General features: G+C 60.3%; 28 protein-coding genes. 4 read left to right on the top strand and 24 right to left on the bottom strand.

Going from position 1 to position 26674, the window contains the following annotated elements:
- Nucleotides 1-24 precede the first annotated feature (24 nt).
- The 9 genes from ccmI to ccmA all read right to left on the bottom strand — a co-directional run bounded on the left by ccmI (nt 25) and on the right by ccmA (nt 6975).
- Entirely contained in the window at nt 25-1227 is a 1203-nt protein-coding gene (gene ccmI / locus ACWR1S_RS25500) for a c-type cytochrome biogenesis protein CcmI (RefSeq protein ID WP_454565422.1), read from the bottom strand.
- Nucleotides 1224-1694: a cytochrome c-type biogenesis protein gene (locus tag ACWR1S_RS25495; RefSeq protein WP_454565421.1), complete on the bottom strand. Its 471-nt coding sequence runs from the start codon at nt 1692-1694 to the stop codon at nt 1224-1226. Before ACWR1S_RS25495 ends, ccmI begins: the two co-directional genes overlap by 4 nt.
- Nucleotides 1691-2227 (bottom strand): DsbE family thiol:disulfide interchange protein, encoded by a 537-nt coding sequence (locus ACWR1S_RS25490; RefSeq protein WP_454565420.1) that lies wholly within the window; start codon nt 2225-2227, stop codon nt 1691-1693. The genes ACWR1S_RS25495 and ACWR1S_RS25490 overlap by 4 nt, the downstream gene beginning before the upstream one ends.
- Nucleotides 2224-4212 carry a heme lyase CcmF/NrfE family subunit gene (locus tag ACWR1S_RS25485; protein WP_454565419.1) on the bottom strand — a complete coding sequence of 663 codons (1989 nt, stop codon included), beginning with the start codon at nt 4210-4212 and terminating at the stop codon, nt 2224-2226. The genes ACWR1S_RS25490 and ACWR1S_RS25485 overlap by 4 nt, the downstream gene beginning before the upstream one ends.
- Nucleotides 4213-4215: 3 nt before the next feature.
- Nucleotides 4216-4671, bottom strand: coding sequence for a cytochrome c maturation protein CcmE (gene ccmE, locus ACWR1S_RS25480; protein WP_034151526.1), 456 nt, complete (start codon nt 4669-4671; stop codon nt 4216-4218).
- Complete coding sequence (gene ccmD / locus ACWR1S_RS25475; RefSeq protein ID WP_003222944.1) at nt 4668-4844, bottom strand: heme exporter protein CcmD; 177 nt, start codon at nt 4842-4844, stop codon at nt 4668-4670. Before ccmD ends, ccmE begins: the two co-directional genes overlap by 4 nt.
- Nucleotides 4841-5596, bottom strand: coding sequence for a heme ABC transporter permease (locus ACWR1S_RS25470; RefSeq protein ID WP_016987487.1), 756 nt, complete (start codon nt 5594-5596; stop codon nt 4841-4843). The genes ccmD and ACWR1S_RS25470 overlap by 4 nt, the downstream gene beginning before the upstream one ends.
- A gap of 78 nt (nt 5597-5674) precedes the next feature.
- Nucleotides 5675-6343: a heme exporter protein CcmB gene (ccmB, locus tag ACWR1S_RS25465; protein ID WP_034151525.1), complete on the bottom strand. Its 669-nt coding sequence runs from the start codon at nt 6341-6343 to the stop codon at nt 5675-5677.
- Nucleotides 6340-6975 (bottom strand): cytochrome c biogenesis heme-transporting ATPase CcmA, encoded by a 636-nt coding sequence (ccmA, locus tag ACWR1S_RS25460; protein WP_034151524.1) that lies wholly within the window; start codon nt 6973-6975, stop codon nt 6340-6342. Before ccmA ends, ccmB begins: the two co-directional genes overlap by 4 nt.
- Nucleotides 6976-7172: 197 nt before the next feature.
- Here ccmA and fliK point away from each other — a divergent pair, with 197 nt between their 5' ends.
- Nucleotides 7173-8747 carry a flagellar hook-length control protein FliK gene (gene fliK / locus ACWR1S_RS25455; RefSeq protein ID WP_454565418.1) on the top strand — a complete coding sequence of 525 codons (1575 nt, stop codon included), beginning with the start codon at nt 7173-7175 and terminating at the stop codon, nt 8745-8747.
- Nucleotides 8744-9073 (top strand): EscU/YscU/HrcU family type III secretion system export apparatus switch protein, encoded by a 330-nt coding sequence (locus ACWR1S_RS25450; protein WP_426618061.1) that lies wholly within the window; start codon nt 8744-8746, stop codon nt 9071-9073. The genes fliK and ACWR1S_RS25450 overlap by 4 nt, the downstream gene beginning before the upstream one ends.
- A 123-nt stretch (nt 9074-9196) precedes the next feature.
- On the opposite strand, the gene ACWR1S_RS25445 is transcribed toward ACWR1S_RS25450, so the two are convergent.
- The 14 genes from ACWR1S_RS25445 to flhA all read right to left on the bottom strand — a co-directional run bounded on the left by ACWR1S_RS25445 (nt 9197) and on the right by flhA (nt 23757).
- A complete protein-coding gene (locus tag ACWR1S_RS25445) occupies nt 9197-9589 on the bottom strand; it encodes a DUF2802 domain-containing protein (protein ID WP_102900473.1) in 393 nt (130 codons plus the stop codon).
- Nucleotides 9590-10075 carry a chemotaxis protein CheW gene (locus ACWR1S_RS25440; RefSeq protein ID WP_007919980.1) on the bottom strand — a complete coding sequence of 162 codons (486 nt, stop codon included), beginning with the start codon at nt 10073-10075 and terminating at the stop codon, nt 9590-9592. It lies immediately after the preceding gene.
- Between the two features lie 91 nt (nt 10076-10166).
- Entirely contained in the window at nt 10167-11132 is a 966-nt protein-coding gene (locus ACWR1S_RS25435) for a CheW domain-containing protein (protein WP_454565417.1), read from the bottom strand.
- A gap of 116 nt (nt 11133-11248) precedes the next feature.
- Nucleotides 11249-12037, bottom strand: coding sequence for a ParA family protein (locus tag ACWR1S_RS25430; RefSeq protein WP_008077691.1), 789 nt, complete (start codon nt 12035-12037; stop codon nt 11249-11251).
- A 43-nt stretch (nt 12038-12080) separates the two neighbouring features.
- Entirely contained in the window at nt 12081-12971 is an 891-nt protein-coding gene (gene motD / locus ACWR1S_RS25425; protein WP_016987477.1) for a flagellar motor protein MotD, read from the bottom strand.
- A 12-nt stretch (nt 12972-12983) separates the two neighbouring features.
- A complete protein-coding gene (locus ACWR1S_RS25420) occupies nt 12984-13724 on the bottom strand; it encodes a flagellar motor protein (RefSeq protein WP_003222929.1) in 741 nt (246 codons plus the stop codon).
- The gene (locus tag ACWR1S_RS25415; protein ID WP_454565416.1) at nt 13724-14872 is read right to left on the bottom strand and encodes a protein-glutamate methylesterase/protein-glutamine glutaminase; all 1149 of its coding nucleotides are present in this window, start codon (nt 14870-14872) and stop codon (nt 13724-13726) included. The genes ACWR1S_RS25420 and ACWR1S_RS25415 overlap by 1 nt, the downstream gene beginning before the upstream one ends.
- Before the next feature lie 49 nt (nt 14873-14921).
- Nucleotides 14922-17192, bottom strand: a complete 2271-nt coding sequence (locus tag ACWR1S_RS25410) for a chemotaxis protein CheA (RefSeq protein WP_454565415.1) — start codon at nt 17190-17192, stop codon at nt 14922-14924.
- Between the two features lie 54 nt (nt 17193-17246).
- Nucleotides 17247-18035 carry a protein phosphatase CheZ gene (locus ACWR1S_RS25405; protein WP_007920000.1) on the bottom strand — a complete coding sequence of 263 codons (789 nt, stop codon included), beginning with the start codon at nt 18033-18035 and terminating at the stop codon, nt 17247-17249.
- Nucleotides 18036-18053: 18 nt separating this feature from the next.
- Nucleotides 18054-18425, bottom strand: a complete 372-nt coding sequence (locus ACWR1S_RS25400; protein ID WP_008072643.1) for a chemotaxis response regulator CheY — start codon at nt 18423-18425, stop codon at nt 18054-18056.
- A gap of 166 nt (nt 18426-18591) precedes the next feature.
- Nucleotides 18592-19332 (bottom strand): RNA polymerase sigma factor FliA, encoded by a 741-nt coding sequence (gene fliA / locus ACWR1S_RS25395; RefSeq protein WP_007920004.1) that lies wholly within the window; start codon nt 19330-19332, stop codon nt 18592-18594.
- Nucleotides 19329-20159 (bottom strand): flagellar synthesis regulator FleN, encoded by an 831-nt coding sequence (fleN, locus tag ACWR1S_RS25390; protein WP_003222917.1) that lies wholly within the window; start codon nt 20157-20159, stop codon nt 19329-19331. Before fleN ends, fliA begins: the two co-directional genes overlap by 4 nt.
- A 116-nt stretch (nt 20160-20275) precedes the next feature.
- The gene (flhF, locus tag ACWR1S_RS25385) at nt 20276-21616 is read right to left on the bottom strand and encodes a flagellar biosynthesis protein FlhF (RefSeq protein WP_008077677.1); all 1341 of its coding nucleotides are present in this window, start codon (nt 21614-21616) and stop codon (nt 20276-20278) included.
- A gap of 11 nt (nt 21617-21627) precedes the next feature.
- A complete protein-coding gene (gene flhA, locus ACWR1S_RS25380; protein ID WP_454565414.1) occupies nt 21628-23757 on the bottom strand; it encodes a flagellar biosynthesis protein FlhA in 2130 nt (709 codons plus the stop codon).
- Between the two features lie 404 nt (nt 23758-24161).
- On the opposite strand from flhA, the gene ACWR1S_RS25375 reads away from it, so the two are divergent.
- On the top strand, nt 24162-24515 hold the full coding sequence (locus tag ACWR1S_RS25375) for a DUF6124 family protein (RefSeq protein WP_454565413.1): 354 nt from the start codon (nt 24162-24164) through the stop codon (nt 24513-24515).
- A 432-nt stretch (nt 24516-24947) separates the two neighbouring features.
- Here ACWR1S_RS25375 and ACWR1S_RS25370 read toward each other — a convergent pair whose 3' ends face one another.
- Complete coding sequence (locus ACWR1S_RS25370; RefSeq protein WP_454565412.1) at nt 24948-26129, bottom strand: beta-propeller fold lactonase family protein; 1182 nt, start codon at nt 26127-26129, stop codon at nt 24948-24950.
- A gap of 196 nt (nt 26130-26325) precedes the next feature.
- Between ACWR1S_RS25370 and ACWR1S_RS25365 the strand changes: the two genes are divergently transcribed.
- Entirely contained in the window at nt 26326-26655 is a 330-nt protein-coding gene (locus tag ACWR1S_RS25365) for a DUF6124 family protein (RefSeq protein ID WP_454565411.1), read from the top strand.
- Nucleotides 26656-26674 lie beyond the last annotated feature (19 nt).

Genomic DNA, 26674 nt, shown 5'->3' with positions numbered 1-26674 from the left:
GCGGTGCTTTCCTGTTGTGTCCGGCTATTGGTCCGGGCTGTCGATGGTCAGTTTTTGTAGCGCAGTGGTGCTGCTGGCCAGAGGGCCGCTGCGACCGACCCACTCACCGGCCGTTGGCTGGCCGGCGCGGGAGATGCGCGCAACCAGTTGGACTTCAGGGAAGTTCGACAGTTTCAACTGCGGCATCATTGCGTCGGCATCGCCCAGTTCGACGGTCACCGGTAGATCGGCCACGGTTAGACGCTTGGCGGCCAGCGGTGCCGGCGGGCCGGAAGTCGCGCGGGCAAAGATGAACACGCTGTCGCCCGGTTGCACTTTGCTTCTGAGTTCGCTGGAAAGATCGACGCTGACTTTCAACAGCGCAGCTTTCGCGGCTTGCGGTGCCTGAGCGACTTTGCCGCCGCTGGCCTCGAGACGCTCGGCGGCGCGTTTGATCCCGCCTTGCAGCGCGGCGCGGGAGTTGTCGTCCGGCGGCAGTTGCGCGAGCAAGCGGTTCCAGTAATCGATGGCTTCCTGATAACGCTCGCCTTCAAACGCAGCGATGCCGAGCAGACCGAGGCTGGTGACTTCTTTCGGATCAGCCTTCAGCGCTTCATCAGTCAGCGCCTGAATTTTCGCCGACCACTTCTTGCCGTCAGCAAAGTACTGCGCCTGCGCCCACTGGCCGAGCAGTTCCGGCTGACGACCGGCAAGGTTGGCAGCGCGTTCGAACATCTTCGCCGCGTCCGCCGGGCGTTCCTGAGCCATGTAAGTACGGCCGAGGAAGTACAAACCTTCCGCAGAATCCGGTTGCGCCGCGACGGCACGCTCCAGACGCTGGGTCATCTCTTCCATCGACTGCGGTGCCTGAGCAAATTCGCGCGTCAGTTCGACTTTGTCGGCAGCACCGAAGTGCATATAGAGGCCCAAGCCCAGCACCGGCACTAACACCGCCGCCAGCAGCGGCAACGGTTTGCCCAGTCGGGAAACCCGTGGCGCGCTGACACCCTCAGTATCCGCCAGCAACTCACGTGCAGCCTCAGCACGACCGCTGTCCATTTGTGCAGCATCGAGCACGCCTTCAGCCTGCTGCGATTGCAACTCGGCGACACGCTCCTGATACAGCGCCACGTTCAGAGCAGTCCGATCCTCTTCACGCTGGGCGCGACGTTCACGCAGCACCGGGATCAGCAGAAAACTCAGGGCGACCAGAAGCAACAGCCCTGCGGCAAGCCAGAAATCAATCATTCTTGGTTTTTATCCAACAGTTGGTCGAGGCGCTGACGTTCTTCGACGGACAGCGCTTGCGGGGTCTCGGCACGCTGGCCACGACGACGGCGAACGATCACCGCGATCACCACGACACCACCGAGCAGCAGCCCGGCCGGGCCGAACCACAGCAGCGCGGTCTTGGCGTTGAGCGCCGGTTTGTAGCGGACGAAATCACCGTAGCGATCGACCATGAAATCGATGATCTGCTGGTTGTCCTTGCCCTCGCCGAGCATGCGGAAAATCTCTTTGCGCAAGTCCGCGGCAATCGGCGCGTTGGAGTCGGCGATGTCCTGGTTCTGACACTTGGGGCAGCGCAGTTCCTTGGTCAGTTCACGGAAACGCTCGCGATCACCTTCTTTGGCGAACTCGTAAGTATCGATGGCCGCATGGGCGACACCGACCAGACTCAAGCCCAACACGGCAGCAGCTAAAAAGCGCTTCATGGCTTGGCCTCATCGACCAGCGCCTGATACTTGGCCGCGAGTTTTTCACGCCAGACCTGCTCGTCGATCACGCCGACATACTTGTCGCGGATGATGCCCTTGGCGTCGATGAAGAAGGTTTCCGGCGCGCCATACACACCGAGATTCAGGCCTAGCGAGCCTTCGTCATCACGGATGTCCAGCACGTACGGATTGTGAAATTCGCTCAACCACTTCAACGCATCGGCGTTGGTGTCTTTGTAGTTGATGCCGTAGATCACCACGCCGCGCTCGGCCAGTTTGTTCAGCACCGGATGCTCGACCCGGCAGGAGATGCACCATGTGCCCCAGACGTTGACCAGTGCCGGTTTGCCGAGGATGTCAGCCTTGGTCAGGTTCTTGTCGCCCTGCACGCTTGGCAGGGAAAACGCCGGGAACGGCTTGTTGATCATCGCCGACGGCAGCTCCGCCGGATCGAGGTACAAACCGCGATACAGAAACACCGCCACCAGCAGGAAAATCGCCAGTGGCACCAGCATCAACCAACGTCTCATGCAGCCGCTCCCGTCATGCCCAGGGCTTCACGCACCTTGGCTTTCACCTTGACCCGATAACGTCGATCCAGCGCCGCCAGCAAGCCACCCACACCTGTGAGCAAGCCGCCGAACCAGATCCAGCGCACGAACGGTTTGACGTGCACGCGCACGGCCCACGCGCCATTTTCCAGCGGTTCGCCGAGGGCGACGTAAAGGTCACGGGTGAAACCGGCATCGATGCCGGCTTCGGTCATCATCGAACTCTGCACGGTATACAGGCGCTTTTCCGGGTGCAGCACACTGATTTCCTTGCCGTCGCGGATCACCCGAATGGTGCCCTTGTCGGAGGTGAAGTTCGGTCCTTCGAAGTGCTTGGCGCCCTCGAAGATAAAGTGATAACCGGCCAGGTCCATCGACTCGCCCGGCGCCAGACGCAAATCACGTTCGGCACTGTTCTGGCTCGACAACACCACGCCCAGCGCGCAAACAGCAATGCCGAGGTGGGCGATCTGCATGCCCCAATAGCTGCGGGTCAGCGTCGGCAGGCCTTTGATCAGGCCTTTGTGGCGAGTCTTGTCGACGATGTCACGAACACCGGCGAGCAACACCCACGCGGCGAGCAGGAAGGTTGCGATCACCGCCCAATTGAAATCACCGTAAGCGACACCGGCCACCACCGCCAGCGCGACGCTGCCGAGCAGCACAGGCGTGAGCATGCCGGCCAGCCATTTCACCGGGGTGTCTTTCCAACGGACGATCACACCGACCGCCATCACCATCATCAGCAACGCCATCAACGGAATGAACAGCGCGTTGAAGTACGGCGGGCCGACCGACATCTTCGCGCCACTGAGGGCATCAAGAATCAGTGGGTACAGCGTGCCGAGCAGAATCATCGACGCAGCAACGACCAGCACCAGGTTGTTGCCCAGCAGCAGGGTTTCCCGCGACCACAGGTTGAAGCCGACCTGACTCTTGACCACGGGTGCGCGCAGGGCGAACAACGTCAGCGAGCCGCCGACGACAAACAACAGGAAAATCAGGATGAACACGCCGCGCTCAGGATCCGAGGCAAACGCGTGCACCGAGGTCAGCACGCCGGAGCGCACGAGGAAAGTCCCAAGCAGGCTCAGCGAAAACGCGGCAATCGCCAGCAACACCGTCCAGCTCTTGAACACGCCACGTTTTTCCGTGACCGCCAGCGAGTGAATCAGCGCGGTGCCGACCAGCCAAGGCATGAAGGAAGCGTTTTCCACCGGGTCCCAGAACCACCAGCCACCCCAGCCGAGTTCGTAATACGCCCACCACGAACCGAGGGTGATACCGATGCCGAGGAAGGCCCAGGCGACGATGGTCCAAGGACGCGACCAGCGTGCCCACGCGGCATCGAGACGACCGCCCATCAACGCCGCAATGGCGAAGGCAAACGCCACCGAAAAGCCGACATAACCCATGTACAACATCGGCGGGTGAACGATCAGGCCGATGTCTTGCAACAGTGGATTCAAGTCAGCGCCATTGCTCGGCATCTGCGGCAGGATGCGTTTGAACGGGTTGGACGTCAGGATCAGGAACAGCAGGAAACCGGTGCTGATCATGCCCATCACCGCCAGCACCCGCGCCAGCATGACTTGCGGCAACTGCCGGGAGAACACCGACACGGCAAAGGTCCAGCCGCCGAGGATCAACGCCCACAACAGCAACGATCCTTCGTGGGCGCCCCACACCGCGCTGAATTTGTAATACCACGGCAACGCGGTGTTGGAGTTGTTCGCGACATAGGCGACGGAGAAGTCGTCGGTCATGAACGCGTAGGTCAAAATGCCGAACGCAAACAGTAGAAAAGCAAACTGCCCCCACGCGGCGGGCTGGGCCAGACTCATCCAGAAACGGTCGCCGCGCCAGGCACCGATCAATGGCACCACGGCCTGCACCAGGGCAAAACACAGCGCCAGAATCATCGCCAGGTGGCCCAACTCAGGAATAAAAATCGCCGAGGTCATCGATCAACCCTCCTTCGCAGGTGTGGGTGCGGACTGCCCGCTGTCTTTCAAGGCTTTGGTCACTTCCGGCGGCATGTACTTCTCGTCGTGCTTGGCCAGCACTTCATCGGCGACGACCACGCCGTCAGCGTTGAGCTTGCCGAGGGCGACGATGCCCTGCCCTTCGCGGAACAGATCCGGGAGGATGCCGCGATAGGCGATGGTCACGGATTTATTGAAATCGGTGACAACGAATTTGACGTCGAGGGAATCCGGCGAACGTTGCAGCGAGCCCTTCTCGACCATGCCGCCGGCGCGGATGCGCGTGTCTTGTGGCGCTTCGCCGTTGGCGATCTGGGTCGGCGTGTAGAACAGATTGATGTTCTGCTGCAGGGCGCTGAGGGCCAGGCCGACGGCAGCGCCGACCCCGACCAGAATGGCCAGAATGATGATCAGACGTTTCTTGCGCAGCGGATTCACTTGCCGTTCTCCCGGCGCAACCGACGCGCCTCTTGTTGCAGATAGCGCTTGCGGGCCGCAATCGGCGCCACCACGTTGAGGATCAGCACCGCCAGACAGATGCCGTAGGCCGACCAGACATACAGGCCATGATGGCCCATGGCGAGGAAGTCGCCGAATGAAGCAAAACTCATCGAGCGGCCTCCAGACTGTGCTGCACTTCTTCTTTCACCCAACTGGCGCGGGCTTCGCGCTTGAGCACTTCAAGACGCATGCGCAGCAACAGCACGGCGCCGAAGAAGCAGTAGAAACCCAGCACCGTCAGCAGCAGTGGCAGCCACATTTCCGCCGGCATCGCCGGTTTTTCCGTGAGGGTGAAGGTCGCGCCCTGGTGCAGGGTGTTCCACCACTCGACCGAGTATTTGATGATCGGGATGTTGATCACACCGACGATGGCCAGCACCGCGCAGGCCTTGGCGGCGCTGTCGCGGTTGCTGATGGCATTGCCCAGCGCGATCACACCGAAATACAGGAACAGCAGAATCAGCATCGAGGTCAGGCGCGCGTCCCAGACCCACCACGAGCCCCACGTCGGTTTGCCCCAGATCGCCCCGGTGACCAGCGCCACGGCGGTCATCCACGCGCCAATCGGTGCGGCGCATTGCAGGGCGACGTCGGCCAGTTTCATCTTCCACACCAGCCCCACAACACCGCACACCGCCAGCATCACGTAGATCGACTGAGCGAGCATCGCGGCAGGTACGTGGATATAGATGATGCGAAAGCTGTTGCCTTGCTGATAATCCGGCGGCGCAAAGGCCAGGCCCCAAACGACGCCGACGCCAATCAACAGCAACGCTGCGATGCTCAACCACGGCAGAAACTTGCTGCTGATGCCGTAGAACCACTTGGGCGAGCCGAGCTTGTGAAACCAGGTCCAGTTCATACTGTTTCCATCACGGGTGCCGCTCATCGGTGTGAGCAGTCTCAGGGTCTTTGCTGGTTAAATTTTAACCAGACCTCATTATTCGCCGACGCTGATCTTCAGGCCAGCAGCTATTGCAAAAGGTGTCAGGGTGATCGCCAGGGCGGTCAGGCTACCAAGCCACAGCAGATACCCGGTCGCCGGCATGCCTTGGAGGGCTGCCTGCAAGGCGCCACTGCCGAGGATCAACACCGGGATGTACAACGGCAGAATCAGCAGCGCCAGCAACAGGCCGCCACGTTTCAAACCGACTGTCAGTGCCGCGCCCACCGCGCCGAGCAAGCTCAGTACCGGTGTGCCCAACAGCAACGAAAGCAACAAAACCGGCAGGCAGGCGACAGGCAAACCGAGCATCAACGCCAGCAACGGTGAGAGCAAAACCAGTGCCAGGCCGGAGAAAAGCCAGTGTGCCAGCACCTTGGCCAATACCAGAAGTGGTAGCGGGTGCGACGAAAGGACCCACTGTTCCAGCGAGCCATCTTCGAAATCACTGCGGAAAAGCCCGTCCAGCGAGAGCAGGACCGACAAAAGCGCCGCCACCCAGACTAACCCCGGGGACAGGTTTTGCAACACTTGAGTTTCCGGGCCGACGGCCAGCGGGAACAAAGCAATGACGATGGCAAAGAAAATCAGCGGATTGGCCAGTTCCGCCGGGCGGCGAAACAGCAGTCGGGATTCACGGGCAACCAGCAGGCCAAACACACTCATACTGCCCAGTTCCCCAGATCGATGTCGCGATAACCGGCCGGCATCCGGCTCAGCGTGTGGTGCGTGGTCAAGACCACCAGACCACCGCGTTCGCAGTGTCCGGCCAGATGCTCTTCGAGCTGCGCCACGCCTTGTTTATCGAGGGCAGTGAACGGCTCATCGAGAATCCACAGCGGTGGGCTGTCCAGATACAACCTCGCCAGCGCCACGCGACGTTGCTGACCGGCGGACAGGCTGTGGCAGGGAACATCTTCAAAACCGCGCAATCCTACTGCTGCCAAGGCTTGCCAAATGGCGTCGCGTTCAGCGGGATGATGCAGGGCGCAGAGCCAGGAGAGGTTTTCTTCCGGGGTCAGCAAATCCTTGATCCCGGCGGCGTGGCCGATCCACAGCAAGTTGCGTGCGAGTTCGCTGCGTTGTTCGGTCAGCGGCTGGCCATTGAGCAGGACTTGCCCGGCGGTCGGCTGCATCAGCCCGGACAACAGACGCAACAGGCTGGTCTTGCCGCTGCCGTTGGGGCCGCTGATCTGCACCATATCGCCACTGGCCAGTCTCAATTCGAGATTTTCGAAGAGCAGCCGCAGATCACGTTCACACGCGAGGGCAACGGTTTGCAGGACAGGACTGGTCAAGGGATCACGGGCCTTATACGGTTCAAGTCGGCTCTGGCGCGGCCGTTAAAGAGATGCAGCATAGATGCATTGACGGCTCGATCTAGAGAGCTGGGTCAAACAATTGCTATGTTTTTTATTCGAAGCGCAAGACGGGCGGCATTATACATGCCGTGCCTTACTCTCAAGAGTGCATTTTCCTCAGGTTGTGTCCGCGTATGACAGGCGAAATGAACATCCTCCCGCTCCCGCCCACCTCCCCGGCGACCGTTCGCCCGCAGGTCGGTGAGCTGCTCAAGCTGCTGACCCCGGTCGAAGGCCTGATCGGCGCCGGGCAAAGCGCCAAGGCTGAGGTGTTGTCGCTCAAGCAGGCGGATCAAACCTTTCAATTGCTGCTTAAGGTGACGCTCGACAGCGGCCGCCAGACCACCGTGCAAGCGACCAGCAATCTGCCGCTGCCCCAAGGCACCAGCCTGGCGATTACTCAGCCCTCGGCGGGCAACCTGGCGATTACCGTGCAGCAGGCGATTGCCAGCAGCGTCGCCGCCCTCACCCGCATCGACACCGCGCAATTGCCGGTTGGCACACTGCTGCAAGGCAAGGTGCTGACCTCGCAGGCGCTGCCGCAGACGCCGGGGCAGGCAGCGGTGTTCCGCTCGTTGGTCAGCCTGCTCAACACTGTGCAGAGCGGCAGCACACTGACCATCGACAGTCCGCAGCCGCTGCGCATCGGCACCTTGCTTTCGGCGCTGGTGGAAGACTCGCAAACCCTGAAATTCCTGCCGATGAGCAGCCGCCAGGAACAACTGGCCGTGAGTCAGCAACTGCTCGGCCAGCAAAGTCGTCAGGCATCCCTGACGGGGTTGCTGAACGCGTTGCAGAATCTGCCGAGCGATACCGATCAGACCTCGCAGGATTTGCGCGCGGTGGTCGACAAATTGCTCGCCAGCCTCCCGGACGTGCAGCAACTGAGTACCGCCAAAGGCGTGGCACTGGCGCTGGCCAACAGCGGCGTGTTCCTCGAAGCCAAACTGCTGACCGGACAAACCCCGACGCTGGCCGCTGACATGAAAGCCGATCTGCTCAAGCTGATCGCACAACTGACCCCGGGCCTGCCGAGCAGCACCAGTTTCAACGCGATCATCGCCGCCAACACCCTGGCGCAAGCGCTGCCGAGTTTCGTCCGCAACGCCCTAGGCATGCTCGGCCAGGTCAGCGCCAAACCGGTGCCGAGCAGCTTCCCGCTGCCCGAGCGTTTGCTGCAAAGCCTGGACGGCGAAGGCGATCTGGAACAGTTGTTGCGCCTCGCCGCCGCTGCGGTATCGCGCCTGCAAAGCCACCAACTGTCGAGTCTTGAACAGACCGGCGTAACCGACGACGGGCGCCTGCTCAGCACCTGGCAACTGGAAATCCCCATGCGCAACCTGCAAGACATCGTACCGTTGCAGGTCAAGTTCCAGCGTGAAGAAGCGCCGGAGCGAGAGCCACAACCGAACGAACGTCGCGAGGAACGCGAGCCCAAACAGCAACTGTGGCGCGTCGATCTGGCATTCGACATGGAGCCGCTCGGGCCGATGCAGATTCAGGCGCAACTGATCGCCGGCAGCCTGTCCAGCCAACTGTGGGCCGAACGGCCGTACACCGCCGATCTGATCGGCAACAACCTGTTCGCCCTGCGTCAGCGCCTGCTCGATCGCGGACTCAACGTTGGCGACATCGACTGCCATCTCGGCACCCCGCCGCAGGGCAACCAAACCCGTCTCGAACACCGCTGGGTCGACGAAACCGCATGAACGATTCCACTGCCCCACGCCAGGCCATCGCCCTCAAATACGACGGCAACCACGCCCCGACCCTCACCGCCAAGGGTGATGACGAACTGGCCGAAGAAATCCTGCGCATCGCTCGCGATTGCGAAGTGCCGATCTACGAGAATGCCGAATTGGTGCGCTTGCTGGCGCGGATGGAACTGGGCGACAGCATTCCCGAGGAGCTGTATCGCACCATCGCCGAAATCATCGCGTTTGCGTGGAATCTGAAGGGAAAATTCCCTGAGGGGCAGGACCCGGATGCGCCGATGGTCGAGAAGGACATCACCGATCGCGGGGATGATTACTGATCGTTCCCACGCTCTGCGTGGGAATGCCGCCCGTGACGCTCTGCGTCACATTTCACAGGCGGAACGCGGAGCGTCCCAAGATGCATTCCCACGCAGAGCGTGGGAATGATCCCGGTACGACAATCAGTTCTTGTGAAGTTTGCGCATCAACTCCGCCTCAGCCTGGGTCAACCCGCAGGACTGAGTCAGTTCATCGACGCTCGCGCCCATGCCCACCAGTTTCGCCGCCTGGGCGAATGACAGGCTCGATGGATCGCGCTGTTCCAGCTGAACGATTTTGTCCGGCAATGGACTGACGACCGCACGCAGTTCGTGCAGGGCTTCGCCCATGCGCACGTTGCCGTTCTGGTAATCGTCGACACGCTTGGCCAGGTCCTTGATGCGCTGATCACGCAGCGCATCGCCCTGAGCCTGTTGCGCAGCGATGACCCGCTGCGCCTTGATGTACGACACAAACATTGCCAGCGTGCCTGCCCAGAAGAGGAACAGGACAATGACCGCGACCTCGAGAATCAATCAGATATTCTCCAGGTCCGACCATTCTTCTTCGCTCATCATCTTGTCCAACTCGACCAGGATCAGCAACTCGTTGTTCTTGTTGCACACGCCCTGGATGAACTTGGCCGACTCTTCGTTGCCGACGTTCGGCGCCGTCTCGATTTCCGACTGACGCAGGTAAACCACTTCGGCCACGCTGTCGACCATGATGCCGACGACTTGCTTGTCGGCTTCGATGATGACGATACGGGTGTTGTCGCTGATCTCGCCGCTGTTCAGGCCGAAGCGCTGACGGGTGTCGATCACGGTGACCACGTTACCGCGCAGGTTGATGATGCCCAGCACGTAGCTTGGCGCGCCCGGCACCGGAGCGATCTCGGTGTAGCGCAGCACTTCCTGAACGCGCATCACGTTGATGCCGTAGGTTTCGTTGTCCAGTTTGAAGGTCACCCATTGCAGGATCGGATCTTCAGAACCTTTTGCATTCGTCGCCTGACTACTCATACCCTGACCCCTCGAAAAAAACCGCGCTGAGCGGTGTGTGTTCTGTGTGGCGGCATTCAACAATGCCGTCGCCTGATTGTTATGTCGGCTGCTATGTCGGTTTATGTAGCGGCTTGTGGCCGCTCAGGTGCTTTGCCCCACCGCTGGCGATCAACTCGGCCAGTGCGGAAACGTCAAGCAATGCACACATGTGCTCAATCACGGTGCCGGCGAGCCATGGCCGCTGACCCCGGTGACTTCTCCATTTGATTTCATTCGGGTCCAGACGCAACGAGCGGCTGACCTGATGCACCGCCAGTCCCCACTCGTAACCTTGTACCGAAATCACGTACTGCAAGCCCTGACGGAAGTCATCGCGGTAGCGATCCGGCATGACCCAGCGTGCGGTGTCCAAGACTTTCAGGTTGCCGGCCTGGCTCGGCAGGATCCCGAGGAACCATTCCGGCTGACCGAACAGTGGCGTCAGCTCGTGGCCGGCCAGCGAATAGATCGAACCCAGGCAGACCAGTGGCACCGCCAGGGTCAAACCAGCGACGTCGAACAACAGGCATTCGAAGGCTTCCGAGGCCCAGGCCGGGCGACCATCGGTTTCCACCGGTGGCGGCGTGTTGTTCGGCGGCAGATGCACTTCCACCAGCGGCGGGACCAGCGTCTGCTCGACGGGTGCGGGTGCAACTGGAGCAGGTGCTGGAGCCGGTTCGACCACGGCCGGTTCCGGCGCGGTTTTCAGCAGCTGGGTTTGCAGCAGCGGTGCCAGTGTCGAGATCGACGCGCGAACCGGCTCGGCTTCTTCAATCAATGCAACCGGTGCCTTGGCGACCGGTGCGGCGGCAGGCGCAACAACCGGTGCGACAGGTTTGGCAGCCTTCTGCGCATCACGTGCCTGCTCTTCCAGTACCGCTGCCTGAAACTCGTCCAGCGCCTCGCTGCTTTCGGCAACTTCAGGCTGCGCCTCAATGACCGGCGGCAGCTCCTCAGGAATTTCCTGCAGCAAATTATCCAGATAAGACTGCAACGCCAATTGCGGCTTCGACGTCAACTTGAGCGGCCGATTCATACGCAACCCCAGGTAGGAGCTGCCGCAGGCTGCGATCTTTTGATCTTTTCAGAAGCACCACAAAGCAAGATCAAAAGATCGCAGCCTTCGGCAGCTCCTACACAAGTCAAAATCATTCAAGCCACCTGCGGAACAAGTTGTTGCGCCAACAGGTGCTTGAGCAGCGCGCGATAGGCCAGCACGCCACGGCTCTTGCCGTCGAATTGCGAAGGCGTGACACCGGCACGGCTGGCATCGCGCAGACGGGTATCGACCGGGATGTAACCCTGCCAGATCTCGTCGGGAAATTTGTCGCGCAGCACGCGCAAGGTATGCATCGAGGCCTGCGTACGGCGATCGAACAGGGTCGGCACGATGCTGAACGGCAGTGCCTGTTTGCGTGAGCGGTTGATCATCGCCAAGGTGTTGACCATGCGCTCCAGACCTTTGACGGCCAGGTGTTCGGTTTGCACCGGGATCACAAGTTGCTGGCTCGCCGCGAGGGCGTTGACCATCAGCACACCGAGCAACGGCGGGCTGTCGATCACCGCGTAATCGAAATCCTGCCACAGCTGCGCCAGACTCTTGGCGATCACCAGACCCAAGCCACTCTGCCCCGGCGACTGCCGCTCAAGGGTTGCCAGCGCGGTGCTCGATGGCAGCAGGGAAATGCGTTCATCGCTGGTCGACAACAGCAACTGCCCCGGCAGGCCTTGCGGCACGCTGCCCTTGTGCAGAAACAGGTCGTAGTTGCTGTGTTCCAGGCTGTCGGGGTCGTAGCCGAAATAGCTGGTCATCGAGCCGTGCGGGTCGAGATCGACCACGACCACGCGCTTGCCCGCCTCGGCCAGCAACCCGGCTAAAGCGATGGAAGATGTGGTTTTACCGACACCACCCTTTTGATTGGCGACTGCCCAGACTCTCATTCAGTTCGTTCCTCCCGGCCGATATGCTCGACCGAGACATAGCTCAGCGTGTTAATGCGGGTGACGGAGAATTGACGGCACTCTCGCGTCCCGGCGTCTTGACCGGGGTCGGTGCAGTTTGTGTGCCAGCACGCTTCAACGCGGCGTCCGGTTGCGCGTTGGCGGTCCCTGTGCCCGTCAGGCTGCGGCGCACATCGAGGTTGCGCGACACCACCAGCACCACGCGACGGTTTTTCGCGCGGCCTTCGGCAGTAGCGTTATTGGCGACCGGCTGGAATTCGCCGTAACCCACCGAAGCCAGGCGACCGGGGTTCACACCCTGCATCGCCAACATGCGCACGATGCTCGCCGAACGCGCCGAGGACAGTTCCCAGTTGGTCGGGTACTGCGCAGTGCGGATCGGCTGATCGTCGGTAAAGCCTTCGACGTGGATCGGGTTGTCGAACGGTTTCAGAATCGCTGCAACCTTGTCGATGATGTTGAACGCGATGTCACTCGGCATGGCGTCGCCGCTGCCGAACAACAGGCTGGAGTTGAGTTCGATCTCGACCCAGAGCTCGTTGCCACGCACGGTCATCTGATTGGAGCTGATCAAGTCACCGAACGCAGCACTGATGTCATCGGCGATGCTTTTCAGCGGATCGCTGGCACCGGCAATACCGGCGTCGATCTGCTCGGCGTCCTTGACCAGCGGCTTGGCCGGGGTCACGGTTTTCGGCCGCTCGTCGCCGATCTGGATCGGTTTGAGCGCGCGGTCGGAGTCTTTGAAGACGCCGACCAGCGCTTCGGAAATTTCCTTGTACTTGCCTTCGTTGATCGACGAAATCGAGTACATCACCACGAAGAACGCGAACAGCAATGTGATGAAGTCAGCGTAGGAAACCAGCCAGCGTTCGTGGTTTACATGCTCTTCCTGGTGGCGACGACGGGCCATGAGGTTATTCCCTTAATCCATGAAGCCTTGCAGCTTCAACTCAATGGAGCGAGGGTTTTCACCTTCGGCGATCGACAGGATCCCTTCCAACAACATTTCGCGATAACGCGACTGTCGCAACGCGATGGACTTCAGCTTGGCCGCCACCGGCAGCAACACCAGGTTGGCACTGGCCACGCCGTAAATGGTCGCGACGAACGCCACGGCAATGCCGCTGCCCAGTTGCGTCGGATCGGCGAGGTTGCCCATCACGTGGATCAAGCCCATCACCGCACCGATGATGCCGATGGTCGGCGCGTAGCCGCCCATGCTTTCGAAGACTTTCGCCGCCTCGATGTCGCGGGCTTCCTGGGTGTAGAAATCCACTTCGAGGATGCTGCGGATCGCTTCCGGCTCGGCGCCGTCAACCAGCAATTGCAGGCCTTTGCGCGAGTAGTTGTCAGGTTCGGCATCGGCCACGCCTTCAAGGCCCAGCAGGCCTTCCTTGCGCGCGGTGAGGCTCCAGTTGACGACGCGGTCGATGCCACCGGCCAGATCGACCCGTGGCGGAAACAGAATCCAGGCAAGGATCTGCATGGCGCGCTTGAACGCGCTCATCGGCGATTGCAGCAGTGCGGCACCGATGGTGCCGCCCAGTACGATCAATGCCGCCGGGCCGTTGGCCAGCGCACCGAGGTGACCACCCTCAAGGTAGTTACCACCGATGATGGCGACGAACGCCATGATGATCCCGATAAGGCTTAAAACATCCATCAGAGACACGCCTCGACAATGTGTTTGCCGATGTCGTCGAGGCTATACACCGCGTCAGCGAGGTCAGCTTTGACAATGGCCATTGGCATGCCGTAGATCACGCAACTGGCTTCATCCTGCGCCCACACCGCGCTGCCGCCCTGCTTGAGCAGACGCGCGCCTTCACGGCCATCGGCGCCCATGCCGGTCAACACCACCGCCAGAACTTTGTCGCCGTAGGATTTCGCCGCCGAACCGAAGGTGATGTCCACGCACGGCTTGTAGTTCAAGCGCTCGTCGCCCGGCAGAATCTTCACCGCGCCACGGCCATCGATCATCATTTGCTTGCCACCCGGGGCGAGCAACGCCAGGCCCGGACGCAGGATGTCGCCATCCTCGGCTTCCTTGACGCTGATGCGGCACAGCTTGTCGAGGCGTTCGGCGAAGGCCTTGGTGAACGCTGCCGGCATGTGCTGGATCAGCACGATCGGCGCCGGGAAATTCGCCGGCAACTGAGTCAGCACGCGTTGCAGCGCAACCGGACCACCCGTAGAGGTGCCAATGGCAACCAGTTTGTAGGCTTTGCGTTTCGGCGCTGGCGACGATGCGCTGGCGGCCGGGGCGCGAGTGGGTGCCGGTGCAGGTGCCGGACGTGCCGGAACGCTGCTGCTGTGACTGCTGCTGTGGCTGCCGAAACTCGACGGCGCCGGAGAAGGCGTCGGTGCTGGCGCAGCCACTGGAGCCGGCGCGCTGTAAGCACTGAAACGACGGTTACTGCGCGAAATGCTATGGACCTTTTCGCACAGCAGTTGCTTGACCTTCTCCGGGTTACGCGAGATGTCTTCGAAATTCTTCGGCAGGAAATCCACCGCGCCAGCGTCCAGCGCATCCAGGGTGACCCGGGCGCCTTCGTGCGTCAGCGAGGAGAACATCAACACCGGGGTCGGGCAGCGCTGCATGATGTGCCGCACTGCCGTGATGCCGTCCATCATCGGCATCTCGTAGTCCATGGTGATCACGTCCGGCTTGAGTGCCAGGGCCTGATCGATCGCCTCTTTACCGTTGGTGGCGGTGCCGACCACCTGAATGCTCGGATCCGCTGAAAGAATTTCCGAGACGCGGCGGCGGAAAAAACCCGAATCGTCCACCACCAGGACTTTGACTGCCATAAACACTCCATTAGGTGCAGCGGGACGTTGTCGCCCCGCCGCCCCGGATTCAAATACGCCGTGCGGCGTAACGCTTGAGCATGCTTGGAACATCGAGAATCAGCGCGATGCGGCCGTCACCGGTAATGGTGGCGCCGGACATGCCCGGAGTGCCCTGCAGCATTTTGCCCAATGGCTTGATGACCACTTCTTCCTGACCGACCAGTTGATCGACGACGAAGCCGATCCGCTGAGTGCCCACCGAAAGAATCACCACATGGCCTTCACGCTGCTCTTCGTGAGCGGCGGAGCTGACCAGCCAGCGCTTGAGGTAGAACAATGGCAGCGCCTTGTCCCGCACGATCACCACTTCCTGACCGTCGACGACGTTGGTGGTCGACAGGTCGAGGTGGAAGATTTCGTTGACGTTGACCAACGGGAACGCAAATGCCTGATTGCCGAGCATGACCATCAGGGTTGGCATGATCGCGAGGGTCAGCGGCACCTTGATGACGATCTTCGAGCCCTGGCCCTTGGTCGAGTAGATGTTGATCGAACCGTTGAGCTGGGAAATCTTGGTCTTCACCACGTCCATGCCGACACCGCGGCCGGAGACGTCGGAGATCTCGGTCTTGGTCGAGAAACCCGGGGCAAAAATCAGGTTGTAGCACTCGGTATCGCTGAGGCGATCGGCCGCGTCCTTGTCCATCACACCGCGTTTTACCGCGATGGCGCGCAGGACGTTCGGGTCCATGCCTTTGCCGTCATCGGAGATCGACAGCAGGATGTGGTCGCCTTCCTGTTCGGCCGCCAGTACCACACGACCGCCACGGGCCTTGCCCGACGCTTCGCGTTCTTCCGGCGACTCGATGCCATGGTCGACGGCGTTGCGCACCAAGTGGACCAGCGGGTCGGCCAGGGCCTCGACAAGGTTTTTGTCGAGGTCGGTTTCTTCACCCACCAGTTCCAGGTTGATCTCTTTCTTGAGCTGACGCGCCAGATCTCGAACCAGACGCGGGAAGCGCCCGAAGACCTTCTTGATCGGCTGCATCCGCGTCTTCATTACGGCGGTCTGCAAGTCAGCCGTGACCACGTCGAGGTTCGACACGGCCTTTTGCATGGCTTCATCGCCGCTGTTCAGGCCCAGACGCACCAGACGGTTACGCACCAGCACCAACTCGCCGACCATGTTCATGATTTCGTCGAGACGAGCCGTGTCGACGCGCACGGTGGTTTCGGCTTCGCTCGCCGGTTTTTCCGGTGGCGGCGCAGCGGCGGCACGGGCCGGAGCCGGTGCAGCAGCGGCAGCCGGTTTCGGCGCTTCGGCTTTTGGCTCAGGCTTGGCGGCAGGCTTGGGCGCTGCAACAGCGGCCGGTGCCTTGGCAGCCGGCGTGGCGACGGTCGAAGCACTGCCAGCAGCGGCGGTGCCGACTTCGCTGAACTTGCCTTTACCGTGCAATTCGTCGAGCAGCGATTCGAACTCGTGATCGCTGATCAGATCGCTACCGGCCGCAGCAGCAGCGGGTGCGGCTGGCGCAGGGGCCGAAGCAATCGCCGACTCCAGTGCATCGACGGCAAAGTTGCCCTTGCCATGCAACTGATCGAGTAATGCTTCGAATTCGTCGTCGGTGATGTCAGAGCTGTCGCCCTTGGCCGGTGCCGCAGGGGCTGCCGCAACTGGCGCAACCGCGTCCACCGCGAACTGGCCTTTGCCGTGCAACTGATCGAGCAACGACTCGAACTCGGCATCGGTGATTTCATCGCTCGCGGCTTCAGCGGCCGTTTGCGCAGGTGCAGCAGCGGCCGGGGCTTCGGCTTCGGCCTTGACGGCGTTCAGCGAGTCCAGCAGTTGCTCAAATTCGTTATCGGTGATGTCGCCCGACGAGTCGCCTTCGACGACCAGTTCTTCGATCATCTCGGCCACCGGCGACGCCGGGGCTGCATCCGCCGCTTGCGGTTCGGCCAGGCGCGCCAGGGCGGCCAGCAGTTCCGGGGTGGCAGCAGTGATCGGCGCACGCTCACGAACCTCAGTGAACATACTGTTCACCGCGTCCAGTGCTTCGAGGACAACGTCCATCAGTTCTGCATCAACGCGACGCTCACCCTTGCGCAGGATGTCGAACACGTTTTCGGCGATGTGACAGCACTCCACCAGCTCATTGAGCTGAAGGAAGCCGGCGCCCCCTTTTACAGTGTGGAAACCGCGAAAAATTGCGTTGAGCAGATCTGCGTCATCCGGACGGCTTTCCAGCTCGACCAGTTGTTCGGACAGTTGCTCAAGAATCTCGCCGGCCTCAACCAGGAAATCCTGAAGGATCTCTTCATCGGCGCCGAAGCTCATTAATGGGGTGCTCCTACAGGTCTAAAAACCCAAAAAACCTAAAATTCCAAAACTCTAGAACCCGAGGCTGGATAACAAATCGTCCACATCGTCCTGACCGGACACAACGTCTTCTCGTTTATCGGCATGAATCTGCGGACCTTCACCCTGCGAGAGATGTTTTTGTGGATCTTTTTCTGCAAGCATCGCGGCGCGGTCATGTTCGATGCCCGCAAAGCGGTCGACCTGACTGGCCATGAGCACGAGTTTGAGCAAATTGCTTTCGACTTCGGTAACCAGTTGGGTCACACGTTTGATCACCTGACCGGTCAGGTCCTGGTAATCCTGGGCCAGCAGGATGTCGTTGAGATTGCTCGACACCGCACGGTTGTCCGTGCTGCTGCGCGACAGAAAACCGTCGACCCGGCGCGCCAGTTCGCGGAACTCTTCAGCCCCGACCTCGCGACGCATGAAGCGACCCCAATCGGCACTCAAGGTCTGCGCTTCATCAGCCAGACTGTTGACCACCGGCGTGGCGCTTTCCACCAGATCCATGGTGCGGTTGGCCGCGGCTTCCGTCAGCTTGACCACATAGCCCAGGCGTTCGGTGGCGTCGGTGATTTGCGACACTTCCTCGGCCTGCGGCATGTTCGGGTCGATCTGGAAGTTGACGATCGCACTGTGCAATTCACGTGTGAGCTTGCCCACTTCCTGGTACAGGCCACGGTCACGGGTCTGATTGAGCTCATGGATCAGTTGCACAGCGTCGCCGAACCTGCCTTTTTCAAGGCTTTCGACCAGTTCGACCGCGTGTTTTTTCAGGGTCGACTCGAAATCGCCCTGTGAAGATTCGTTATGCTCCATAGCTCCCCCGCGCGTTCATCAGCCGATGCGTTCGAAAATCTTCTCGATTTTGTCTTTCAACGCCTGAGCCGTGAAAGGTTTGACGACGTAGCCGTTCACACCGGCCTGAGCGGCTTCGATGATCTGCTCGCGCTTGGCTTCTGCAGTCACCATCAGCACTGGCAGGTGCTTGAGTTTTTCATCGGCACGCACGTGGCGCAGCAGGTCGATACCGGTCATGCCCGGCATGTTCCAGTCCGTTACCAGAAAGTCGATGCTGCCGCTGTTGAGTACCGGAATGGCAGTAATGCCATCGTCGGCCTCGACGGTGTTGGTGAACCCAAGATCGCGCAGCAGGTTCTTGATGATCCGCCGCATCGTTGAGAAGTCATCAACGATGAGGATTTTCATGTCTTTGTTCAATTCGACCTCCAAGCAGTCTTAAACGCGCCCAGCACCTGGACGCGCCACTTCAATCAATCGGCGCAGCACTCGAAGACTGTCTGGAGCACAACAGAGCAAGACCGGTGCCGCTCATCACCGCACCAGCCTCGTTCGCAGTGTCCCCACACTGCCTTCAGCGCGCTCGCCACTCCCCCAAACGCCCCCGCAAACGGGCCGCGCACTGGCTGTGTAACTGGCTGACCCGCGATTCACTGACGCCAAGGACTTCACCGATCTCCTTGAGGTTCAGCTCTTCGTCGTAGTACAGCGCCAACACCAGTCGCTCACGCTCCGGCAAATTGGCAATCGCGTCCGCCAACGCGGCCTGGAAACGTTCATCTTCCAGATCGCGTGACGGCTCAAGATGAGCACTCGCGCCATCCTCGTGCAGCCCTTCGTGTTCGCCGTCCTGCAGCAGGTCGTCGAAACTGAACAGGCGGCTGCCCAAGGTGTCATTCAAAATCCCGTAGTAATCGTCGAGACTCAATTGGAGTTCGGCCGCAACCTCGTGATCTTTAGCATCACGGCCGGTTTTAGCTTCAATTGAGCGAATTGCGTCACTGACCATACGGGTATTGCGGTGAACCGAGCGTGGCGCCCAGTCCCCTTTGCGCACTTCGTCGAGCATCGCGCCGCGGATTCGAATGCCCGCGTACGTTTCGAAACTGGCGCCTTTGCTGGCGTCATATTTGGTCGAGACTTCGAGCAGGCCGATCATCCCGGCCTGGATCAGGTCTTCGACCTGCACACTCGCCGGCAATCGCGCCAGCAAGTGATAGGCAATGCGTTTGACCAGTGGCGCGTAACGCTCGATCAGTTCGTACTGCGCGTCACGTGCCGACTTCTTGTAGTAGTTCATACCGCTTGCGGTCATAGCACGGGCCCTGCCGTTTGCTGCACGAGGCGCTCGACGAAAAATTCAAGGTGGCCACGCGGGTTGGCGGGCAGCGGCCAGGTGTCGACCTTCTGCGCGATCGCCTTGAACGCCAGCGCGCACTTGGAACGCGGGAAGGCTTCGTACACCGCACGCTGCTTCTGCACCGCTTTACGCACGCTTTCGTCGTAAGGCACGGCGCCGACGTATTGTAGAGCGACGTCAAGGAAGCGATCCGTGACCTTGGTCAACTTGGCGAACAGGTTGCGCCCTTCCTGCGGGCTCTGCGCCATGTTGGCGAGGACGCGGAAGCGGTTCATGCCGTAATCACGGTTAAGCAATTTGATCAGTGCGTAAGCGTCAGTGATCGAGGTCGGCTCGTCGCAGACCACCAGCAACACTTCTTGCGCGGCGCGAACAAAACTGACTACCGAGTCACCAATACCCGCAGCGGTGTCGATCACCAGTACGTCGAGATTGTCGCCGATGTCGCTGAACGCCTGAATCAGACCGGCGTGTTGCGCCGGGCTCAGGTGCACCATGCTCTGCGTGCCGGACGCGGCCGGGACGATGCGGATGCCACCGGGGCCTTGCAACAGCACGTCGCGCAATTCGCAACGGCCTTCGATCACGTCGGCCAGTGTGCGTTTAGGGGTCAGACCCAACAAAACGTCGACGTTCGCCAGTCCCAGATCGGCGTCCAGCAGCATGACCCGACGGCCAAGCTCTGCCAGCGCCAGCGACAAGTTCACTGACACGTTAGTCTTGCCGACGCCACCTTTGCCGCCGGTCACCGCGATCACCTGTACGGGATGCATGCTGCCCATGTTATTTCTTTACCTTGTCTTGCATAGACGGAGGCCACATTACTGGCTGCGCGTTCACAACCGGAACAATGCATGGCAGACCATCGATGTAGGTACAAAAACTGTTCATGAATACCTCAGCCTACCTGCTTGGTCGGGCTGTGATAGATATCAGCGAACATGTCAGCCATGGCTTCTTCGCTGGGTTCTTCCTGCATTTGCACGCTGACGGCGCGGCTGACCAGTTGATGACGGCGCGGCAGATGCAAATCATCCGGAATCCGTGGGCCATCGGTCAGGTACGCGACCGGCAATTCATGACTGATCGCCAGGCTCAACACTTCGCCAAGGCTGGCCGTTTCATCCAGTTTAGTCAGGATGCACCCGGCTAGCCCGCAACGCTTGTAACTGTGATAAGCGGCGGTTAGAACCTGTTTCTGGCTGGTGGTTGCCAAGACCAGATAATTTTTTGAACGAATGCCACGCCCGGCCAGACTTTCCAGCTGCATGCGCAGCGCTGGATCGCTGGCTTGCAGGCCGGCAGTATCGATCAATACCACGCGTTTGCGCAGCAGTGGATCCAGCGCCTGCACCAACGATTGCCCCGGATCGACGTGAGTCACTGGCACATTGAGAATGCGGCCCAGCGTCTTCAGTTGTTCCTGAGCGCCGATGCGGAAACTGTCCATGCTCACCAGCGCGACATTCTGCGCGCCGTATTTCAGCACATAACGCGCGGCGAGCTTGGCCAGCGTGGTGGTCTTGCCCATGCCGGCAGGGCCGACCATGGCAATCACACCGCCCTCTTCCAGCGGCTCGACTTCCGGTACGGCAATCATCCGCGCCAGGTGCGCGAGCAGCATGCGCCAGGCCTGACGCGGCTCTTCGATATCAGTGATCATCGCCAGCAGATCGCGCGACAACGGCCCGGAAAGGCCAATACGTTGCAGACGGCGATACAGATTGGCTTGCGCCGGACGGCTGCCTTGCAGCTGATTCCAGGCCAGGGTGCCGAGCTGGACTTCCATCAGCTCGCGCAGGCTGTTCAATTCAAAGCGCATCGAATCCAGGGCACGCGGATCGACACCGCCGGAGGACTGCGCAGGCGCCGGGGCCGGACGCGCCGGGGCGGCGTAAGTCGGCTCGCTCAGCGGCTCGGCAGCGGTCAGCGGCAGACCCGCCGTCAATGGCAGCCCGGCGAAAATCTGGCGATTGCTATTGCCGTCGGCTTCGCCACGCAGGCTCAGCTCGGCCTGGGCGGTGACGATGCGCGACTGGGTCTTGCGCAGCTCGTCCTCGAGTTCCATGTTCGGAACCCGTGGCGCCAGCGCCGACAGTTTGTAATCCAGTGCCGCCGTCAGCTCGACACCGCCGGCAATGCGGCGGTTGCCAATGATGGCGGCATCAGCGCCCAGCTCATCACGAACCAGCTTCATGGCCTGACGCATATCGGCGGCAAAGAAACGCTTAACTTGCATAAACCACTACCTCAGCCGTTGGGCCCTACTGTCGCAACGATGGTCACTTGCTTGTTGTCCGGTATTTCCTGGTAGGCCAGCACATGCAATCCAGGGACTGCGAGGCGGCCAAAGCGCGAGAGCATCGCGCGGATCGGGCCAGCGACCAAAAGGATCACCGGCTGACCTTGCATTTCCTGACGCTGCGCCGCTTCGATGAGCGAACGCTGCAGCTTCTCGGCCATGCTTGGCTCCAGCAGAACGCCCTCTTCCGAGCCTTGTCCTGCCTTCTGCAGACTATTGAGCAATATTTGTTCCAACCTTGGTTCCAAGGTGATCACAGGCAGCTCGGACTCAGTGCCTACAATGCTTTGGACGATGGCACGCGATACGCCGACTCGCACAGCAGCCACCAACGCGGCGGTATCTTGACTCTTCGCGGCGTTGTTGGCGATGGCCTCGGCGATGCTGCGGATATCGCGCACCGGCACGTGTTCGGCGAGCAACGCTTGCAGCACTTTGAGCAACTGCGACAACGACACCACGCCCGGCACCAGCTCTTCCGCCAGTTTCGGCGAGCTTTTGGCCAGCAATTGCATGAGTTGCTGCACTTCTTCGTGGCCGATGAGCTCGCTGGAGTGCTTGTACAGAATCTGGTTCAAGTGCGTCGCGACCACGGTGCTGGCGTCAACCACGGTGTAACCGAGCGATTGTGCCTGCGCACGTTGGCTGATTTCGATCCACACCGCCTCCAGGCCGAAAGCCGGATCTTTGGCGTTGATACCGTTGAGCGTGCCGTAGACCTGGCCCGGGTTGATCGCCAGTTCGCGATCCGGGTAGATCTCGGCTTCGGCGAGAATCACGCCCATCAGGGTCAGGCGATAGGCGCTCGGCGCCAGGTCGAGGTTGTCGCGGATGTGCACGGTCGGCATCAGGAAGCCGAGATCCTGCGAGAGCTTCTTGCGCACGCCCTTGATCCGCGCCAGCAATTGCCCGCCCTGATTGCGGTCCACCAGCGGAATCAAACGATAGCCGACTTCCAGACCGATCATGTCGATTGGCGTCACGTCGTCCCAGCCCAACTCTTTGGTTTCCATGGCGCGGGCCGGCGACGGCAGCAGTTCCTGCTGACGCTTGACCTCTTCCAGCGCCACGACTTTGGCGACGTTCTGCTTCTTCCAGAACAGGTAGGCGCCGCCAGCGGCCAGTGCTGCCATGCTCAGGAACGAGAAGTGCGGCATGCCCGGCACCAGGCCCATGACCGCCATCAGACCGGCCGCCACCGCCAGCGCTTTCGGCGAGGCGAACATCTGGCGATTAATCTGCTTGCCCATGTCTTCCGAACCGGAAGCACGGGTCACCATGATCGCTGCCGCTGTCGATAACAACAGTGATGGCAATTGCGCCACTAAACCGTCACCGATGGTCAACAACGCGTAAACCCGGCCGGCGTCGCCAAAGCTCATGCCGTGCTGGAAGATACCAACGGCCATGCCGCCGATGAGGTTGATGAACAGAATCAGCAAACCGGCGATGGCGTCACCGCGGACGAATTTGCTGGCACCGTCCATCGAACCGTAGAACTCAGCCTCTTGGGCGACTTCCTGACGGCGCGCCTTGGCCTGGTTCTGGTCGATCAGGCCGGCGTTGAGGTCGGCGTCGATCGCCATTTGTTTGCCGGGCATCGCATCGAGGGTGAAACGCGCGCTCACCTCGGAAATCCGCCCGGCACCCTTGGTTACCACGACGAAGTTGATGATCATCAGGATCGCGAAGACCACGATACCGACCACGTAGTTACCGCCGATCACCACCTCACCGAAGGCCTGAATCACCTTACCGGCCGCGGCGTGGCCGTCCTGACCGTGGAGCATTACCACCCGCGTCGAGGCTACGTTCAACGCCAGCCGCAATAACGTCGCGACCAGCAGAATCGTCGGGAACACGGCGAAATCCAGCGGCCGCAGCGCGTACACGCAGACCAGCAGGACGACAATCGACAGGGCAATGTTGAAGGTAAAAAACACGTCGAGCAGGAACGGCGGCACCGGCAACATCATCATCGCCAGCATCACCAGCAGCAACAACGGCACGCCCAGATTGCCTCGACTGAGGTCGGCAACATTCGTGCGAGCTGTGTTGAATAACTGAGAGCGATCCACCGGTTTTCCCCGTTCCTTTAAAGCAAACTTTTGACGCCCAGAGCGGGCTCACGGCGGGTACTGCAAGAAGCTTTCCAACTTTTGCGATTGATTGAAACAGAGAGGGAGGTGTACGCGACCACTGTAGGAGTGAGCCTGCTCGCGATAGCGGTGTGTCATCCAAAAAATTCGTCAACTGACACTCCGCTATCGCGAGCAGGCTCACTCCTACATTTGGTGTGCATTTCACTCTCACATTTGGAATGCAGTCTCTTGTGGGAGCGAGCCTGCTCGCGAAGAGGCCCTTATGTCCGGCACAAATTTTTCGATTTAAACGAAGCTGTTTAAAGGACACCTTCAGACACGCCTCATAGGCTAAAAATCTTTGCGCCATTGCCTACAGCCAAGCCAGAATCCGCCGGCTTGTGCACCCTGGGTCGGATTCTGAAACCGACCCCACCTCCCCCTACGAATCCCTCGATTCAAAAAAGCTCCACGACGCCGCCGACCGCGCCCTCGATCCCTACCTCTGCCCACCTGGCTCCACCCCACCGCCCCGTAAAACCCGCCGGATGTACGCCGTCACCGCGGACTTCAAAAACGAAGAACTGCTGGCCGATGCCAGCGAAACACTCGCCTCAGCCAGAACCATCGTCCATGACTTTGCCCATCTCATCCCCGCGTCGCAGCGCAGGACGCTGTTGGGGATCGCGCAGTTGATCATGCTGGGGGAGCTGGCGGTGAATCGGGTAGTTGCCGGGGTGATGCGGTTCGGCTAAGTGATTCGGTGACAGTGCCGGCCCCTTTGCGAGCAAGCCCACATTTGTTCCAGGGCGAATACAAAACTTGTAATCAATGAAGATTCCTGTGGGAACTTGCTCACGAAAGCGCCCTCGCGGCCACTACATGTCTTGAGGCGTAAAAAACCGCAGCCCCTTGTCGGGAAAGCGGTTTTTCGTTTCGGCTACTTTCCTTTGCCTCAGCGGACTGAAGGCGATGCTTAAGGTTTTAGACAAATCTCAGTTTGGCTGTTGATACCCTTTGAGAGTCCCCCCCGGTCACCAGATATTTACAATGTTAAAAAAGGTTGGGGTTAATGGGCACAGATCTTTCTCCCCAACTCCAATCCCCCCACGGTAACGTGCGTGCCGGTACCGTCTAGGCTGATTGCAAATCCGGTCGGACCGCTCCGACCGGTATATCGCCAGGACTCAAACCTTCGCCGCATCAATCACCGATACGACATTATCAGTTCTCGCGCATATAAAAACGCGGGTACCGTCCGGGCTGAAGGCCACTCCGGCCGGGGTCCGCCCGAGTACGATGGTCTTGAGGACTTGGTTCGATCTCGTGTCAATCACCGAATATTCCCTTGCAGATAAGCTGACATACATGCGGGTACCATCCGGGCTGACAGCGATTCCCCTTGCGTTGCTGTCAAGTGGGATGCTCGTCAGGACCTCGGCCATCGCCGTATCAATCACCAAGACCGTGCTGTCGTGGGTGCCGACATAAGCGTAAAGACCGTCCGGGCTGACGACGACATGGGACGACTTGCTCCCGATTTGGAACCTCGTCAAGACTTGATCCGTCGCCGTATTAATCACCAAGAACGTGTCCGTACTGCTGCTGCAGACATAAACTCGTTTACCGTTCGGGCTGACGGCAATACGGTATGGGCCTGGATCGACCGGGATGCTCATCAGGACTTGATCCGTCGCGGTATCAATCACCGAGACCGTGTCGCTGTTAAAGTTGCAGACATAAGCGCGCTTACCGTCCGGCCTGATGGCAAGCCCGCGCGGAAAGTTCCCGACCGGGATACTTGTCAAGACCTGATTTGTCGCCGTATCAATCACTGCGACCGTGTTGTGGTTACGCAAGCCGACGTAAGCGCGGTTACTGTCCGGGCTGACGACAATCCCTTCCGAATTGGAGCTGACCAATATGTCCGTCAGAACTCGATTCGTCGTCGTATCAATCACCGAGACCGTGCCACCTGACAGGCAGACATAAGCGCGGGTACCGTCCGGGCTGACAGCGATTTCTTCCGGATAGCCGTCGACCGGGATGTTATCGATCGGCCCCAGCTCTGTAACGGTTACGGTTGCCCTGGCGGTCAAATTACCACTGGTAGCGGTCAGACTGTAATCGCCGAGGACGGGAGCGGCCTTGACGCCCTTGACCTTGATCATACCGTTCTCGTCGGTGATGAAGTCGCGCTGGCCGCTGCCGCCATCGGCGTACGTAAAATTGGCCGGGAGAATCAGCTTAACCTTGCCTCCGGGGACGGGGTCAACACCGCTGGTGAGTGCCAAGACAATGTTTTTGAGCCGGCCAGACGGGGCGATGTTATAGGGCCCGGTGCTGATGCTGAGTATTAGATCGGTCATGGGGTGAGACTCCTGTCGTGGGTGGTATGGATGAAGCTTTATTTACACCTGCGACAGGCAGGGTTGGCTACTGTCATAAATTACAGGTAGGCGCAGGCTTCCGACGGACGGCATTGCGGCACAAACACAAAATCAGACCATCAGTAGCAATTAAATTTTGCGCGTCGCACCTACATTCCAATGAACGAAGTTGTCTATGATCCACACCTCCCCCTACGAATCCCTCGATTCAAAAAAACTCCACGACGCCGCCGACCGCGCCCTCGATCACTATCTCTGTCCACCCGGCTCCACCCCACCACCACGCAAAACCCGCCGGATGTACGCCGTCACCGCGGACTTCAAAAACGAGGAGCTGCTGGCCGATGCCAGCGAAACCCTCGCCTCCGCCAGAACCATCGCCCATGACTTCGCCCATCTCATACCCGCATCGCAGCGCAGAACGCTGTTGGGGATCGCGCAATTGATCATGCTGGGGGAGTTGGCGGTGAATCGGGTGATGGATAATCTGGAGTTGCCGGATTAGTTCGGGTCAGATCGTTCCC

The organism is Pseudomonas sp. AIG, from assembly GCF_977020205.1.
The sequence above is the reverse complement of the archived record's forward strand: the minus strand, read 5'-3'. Positions and strand labels throughout refer to the sequence as shown.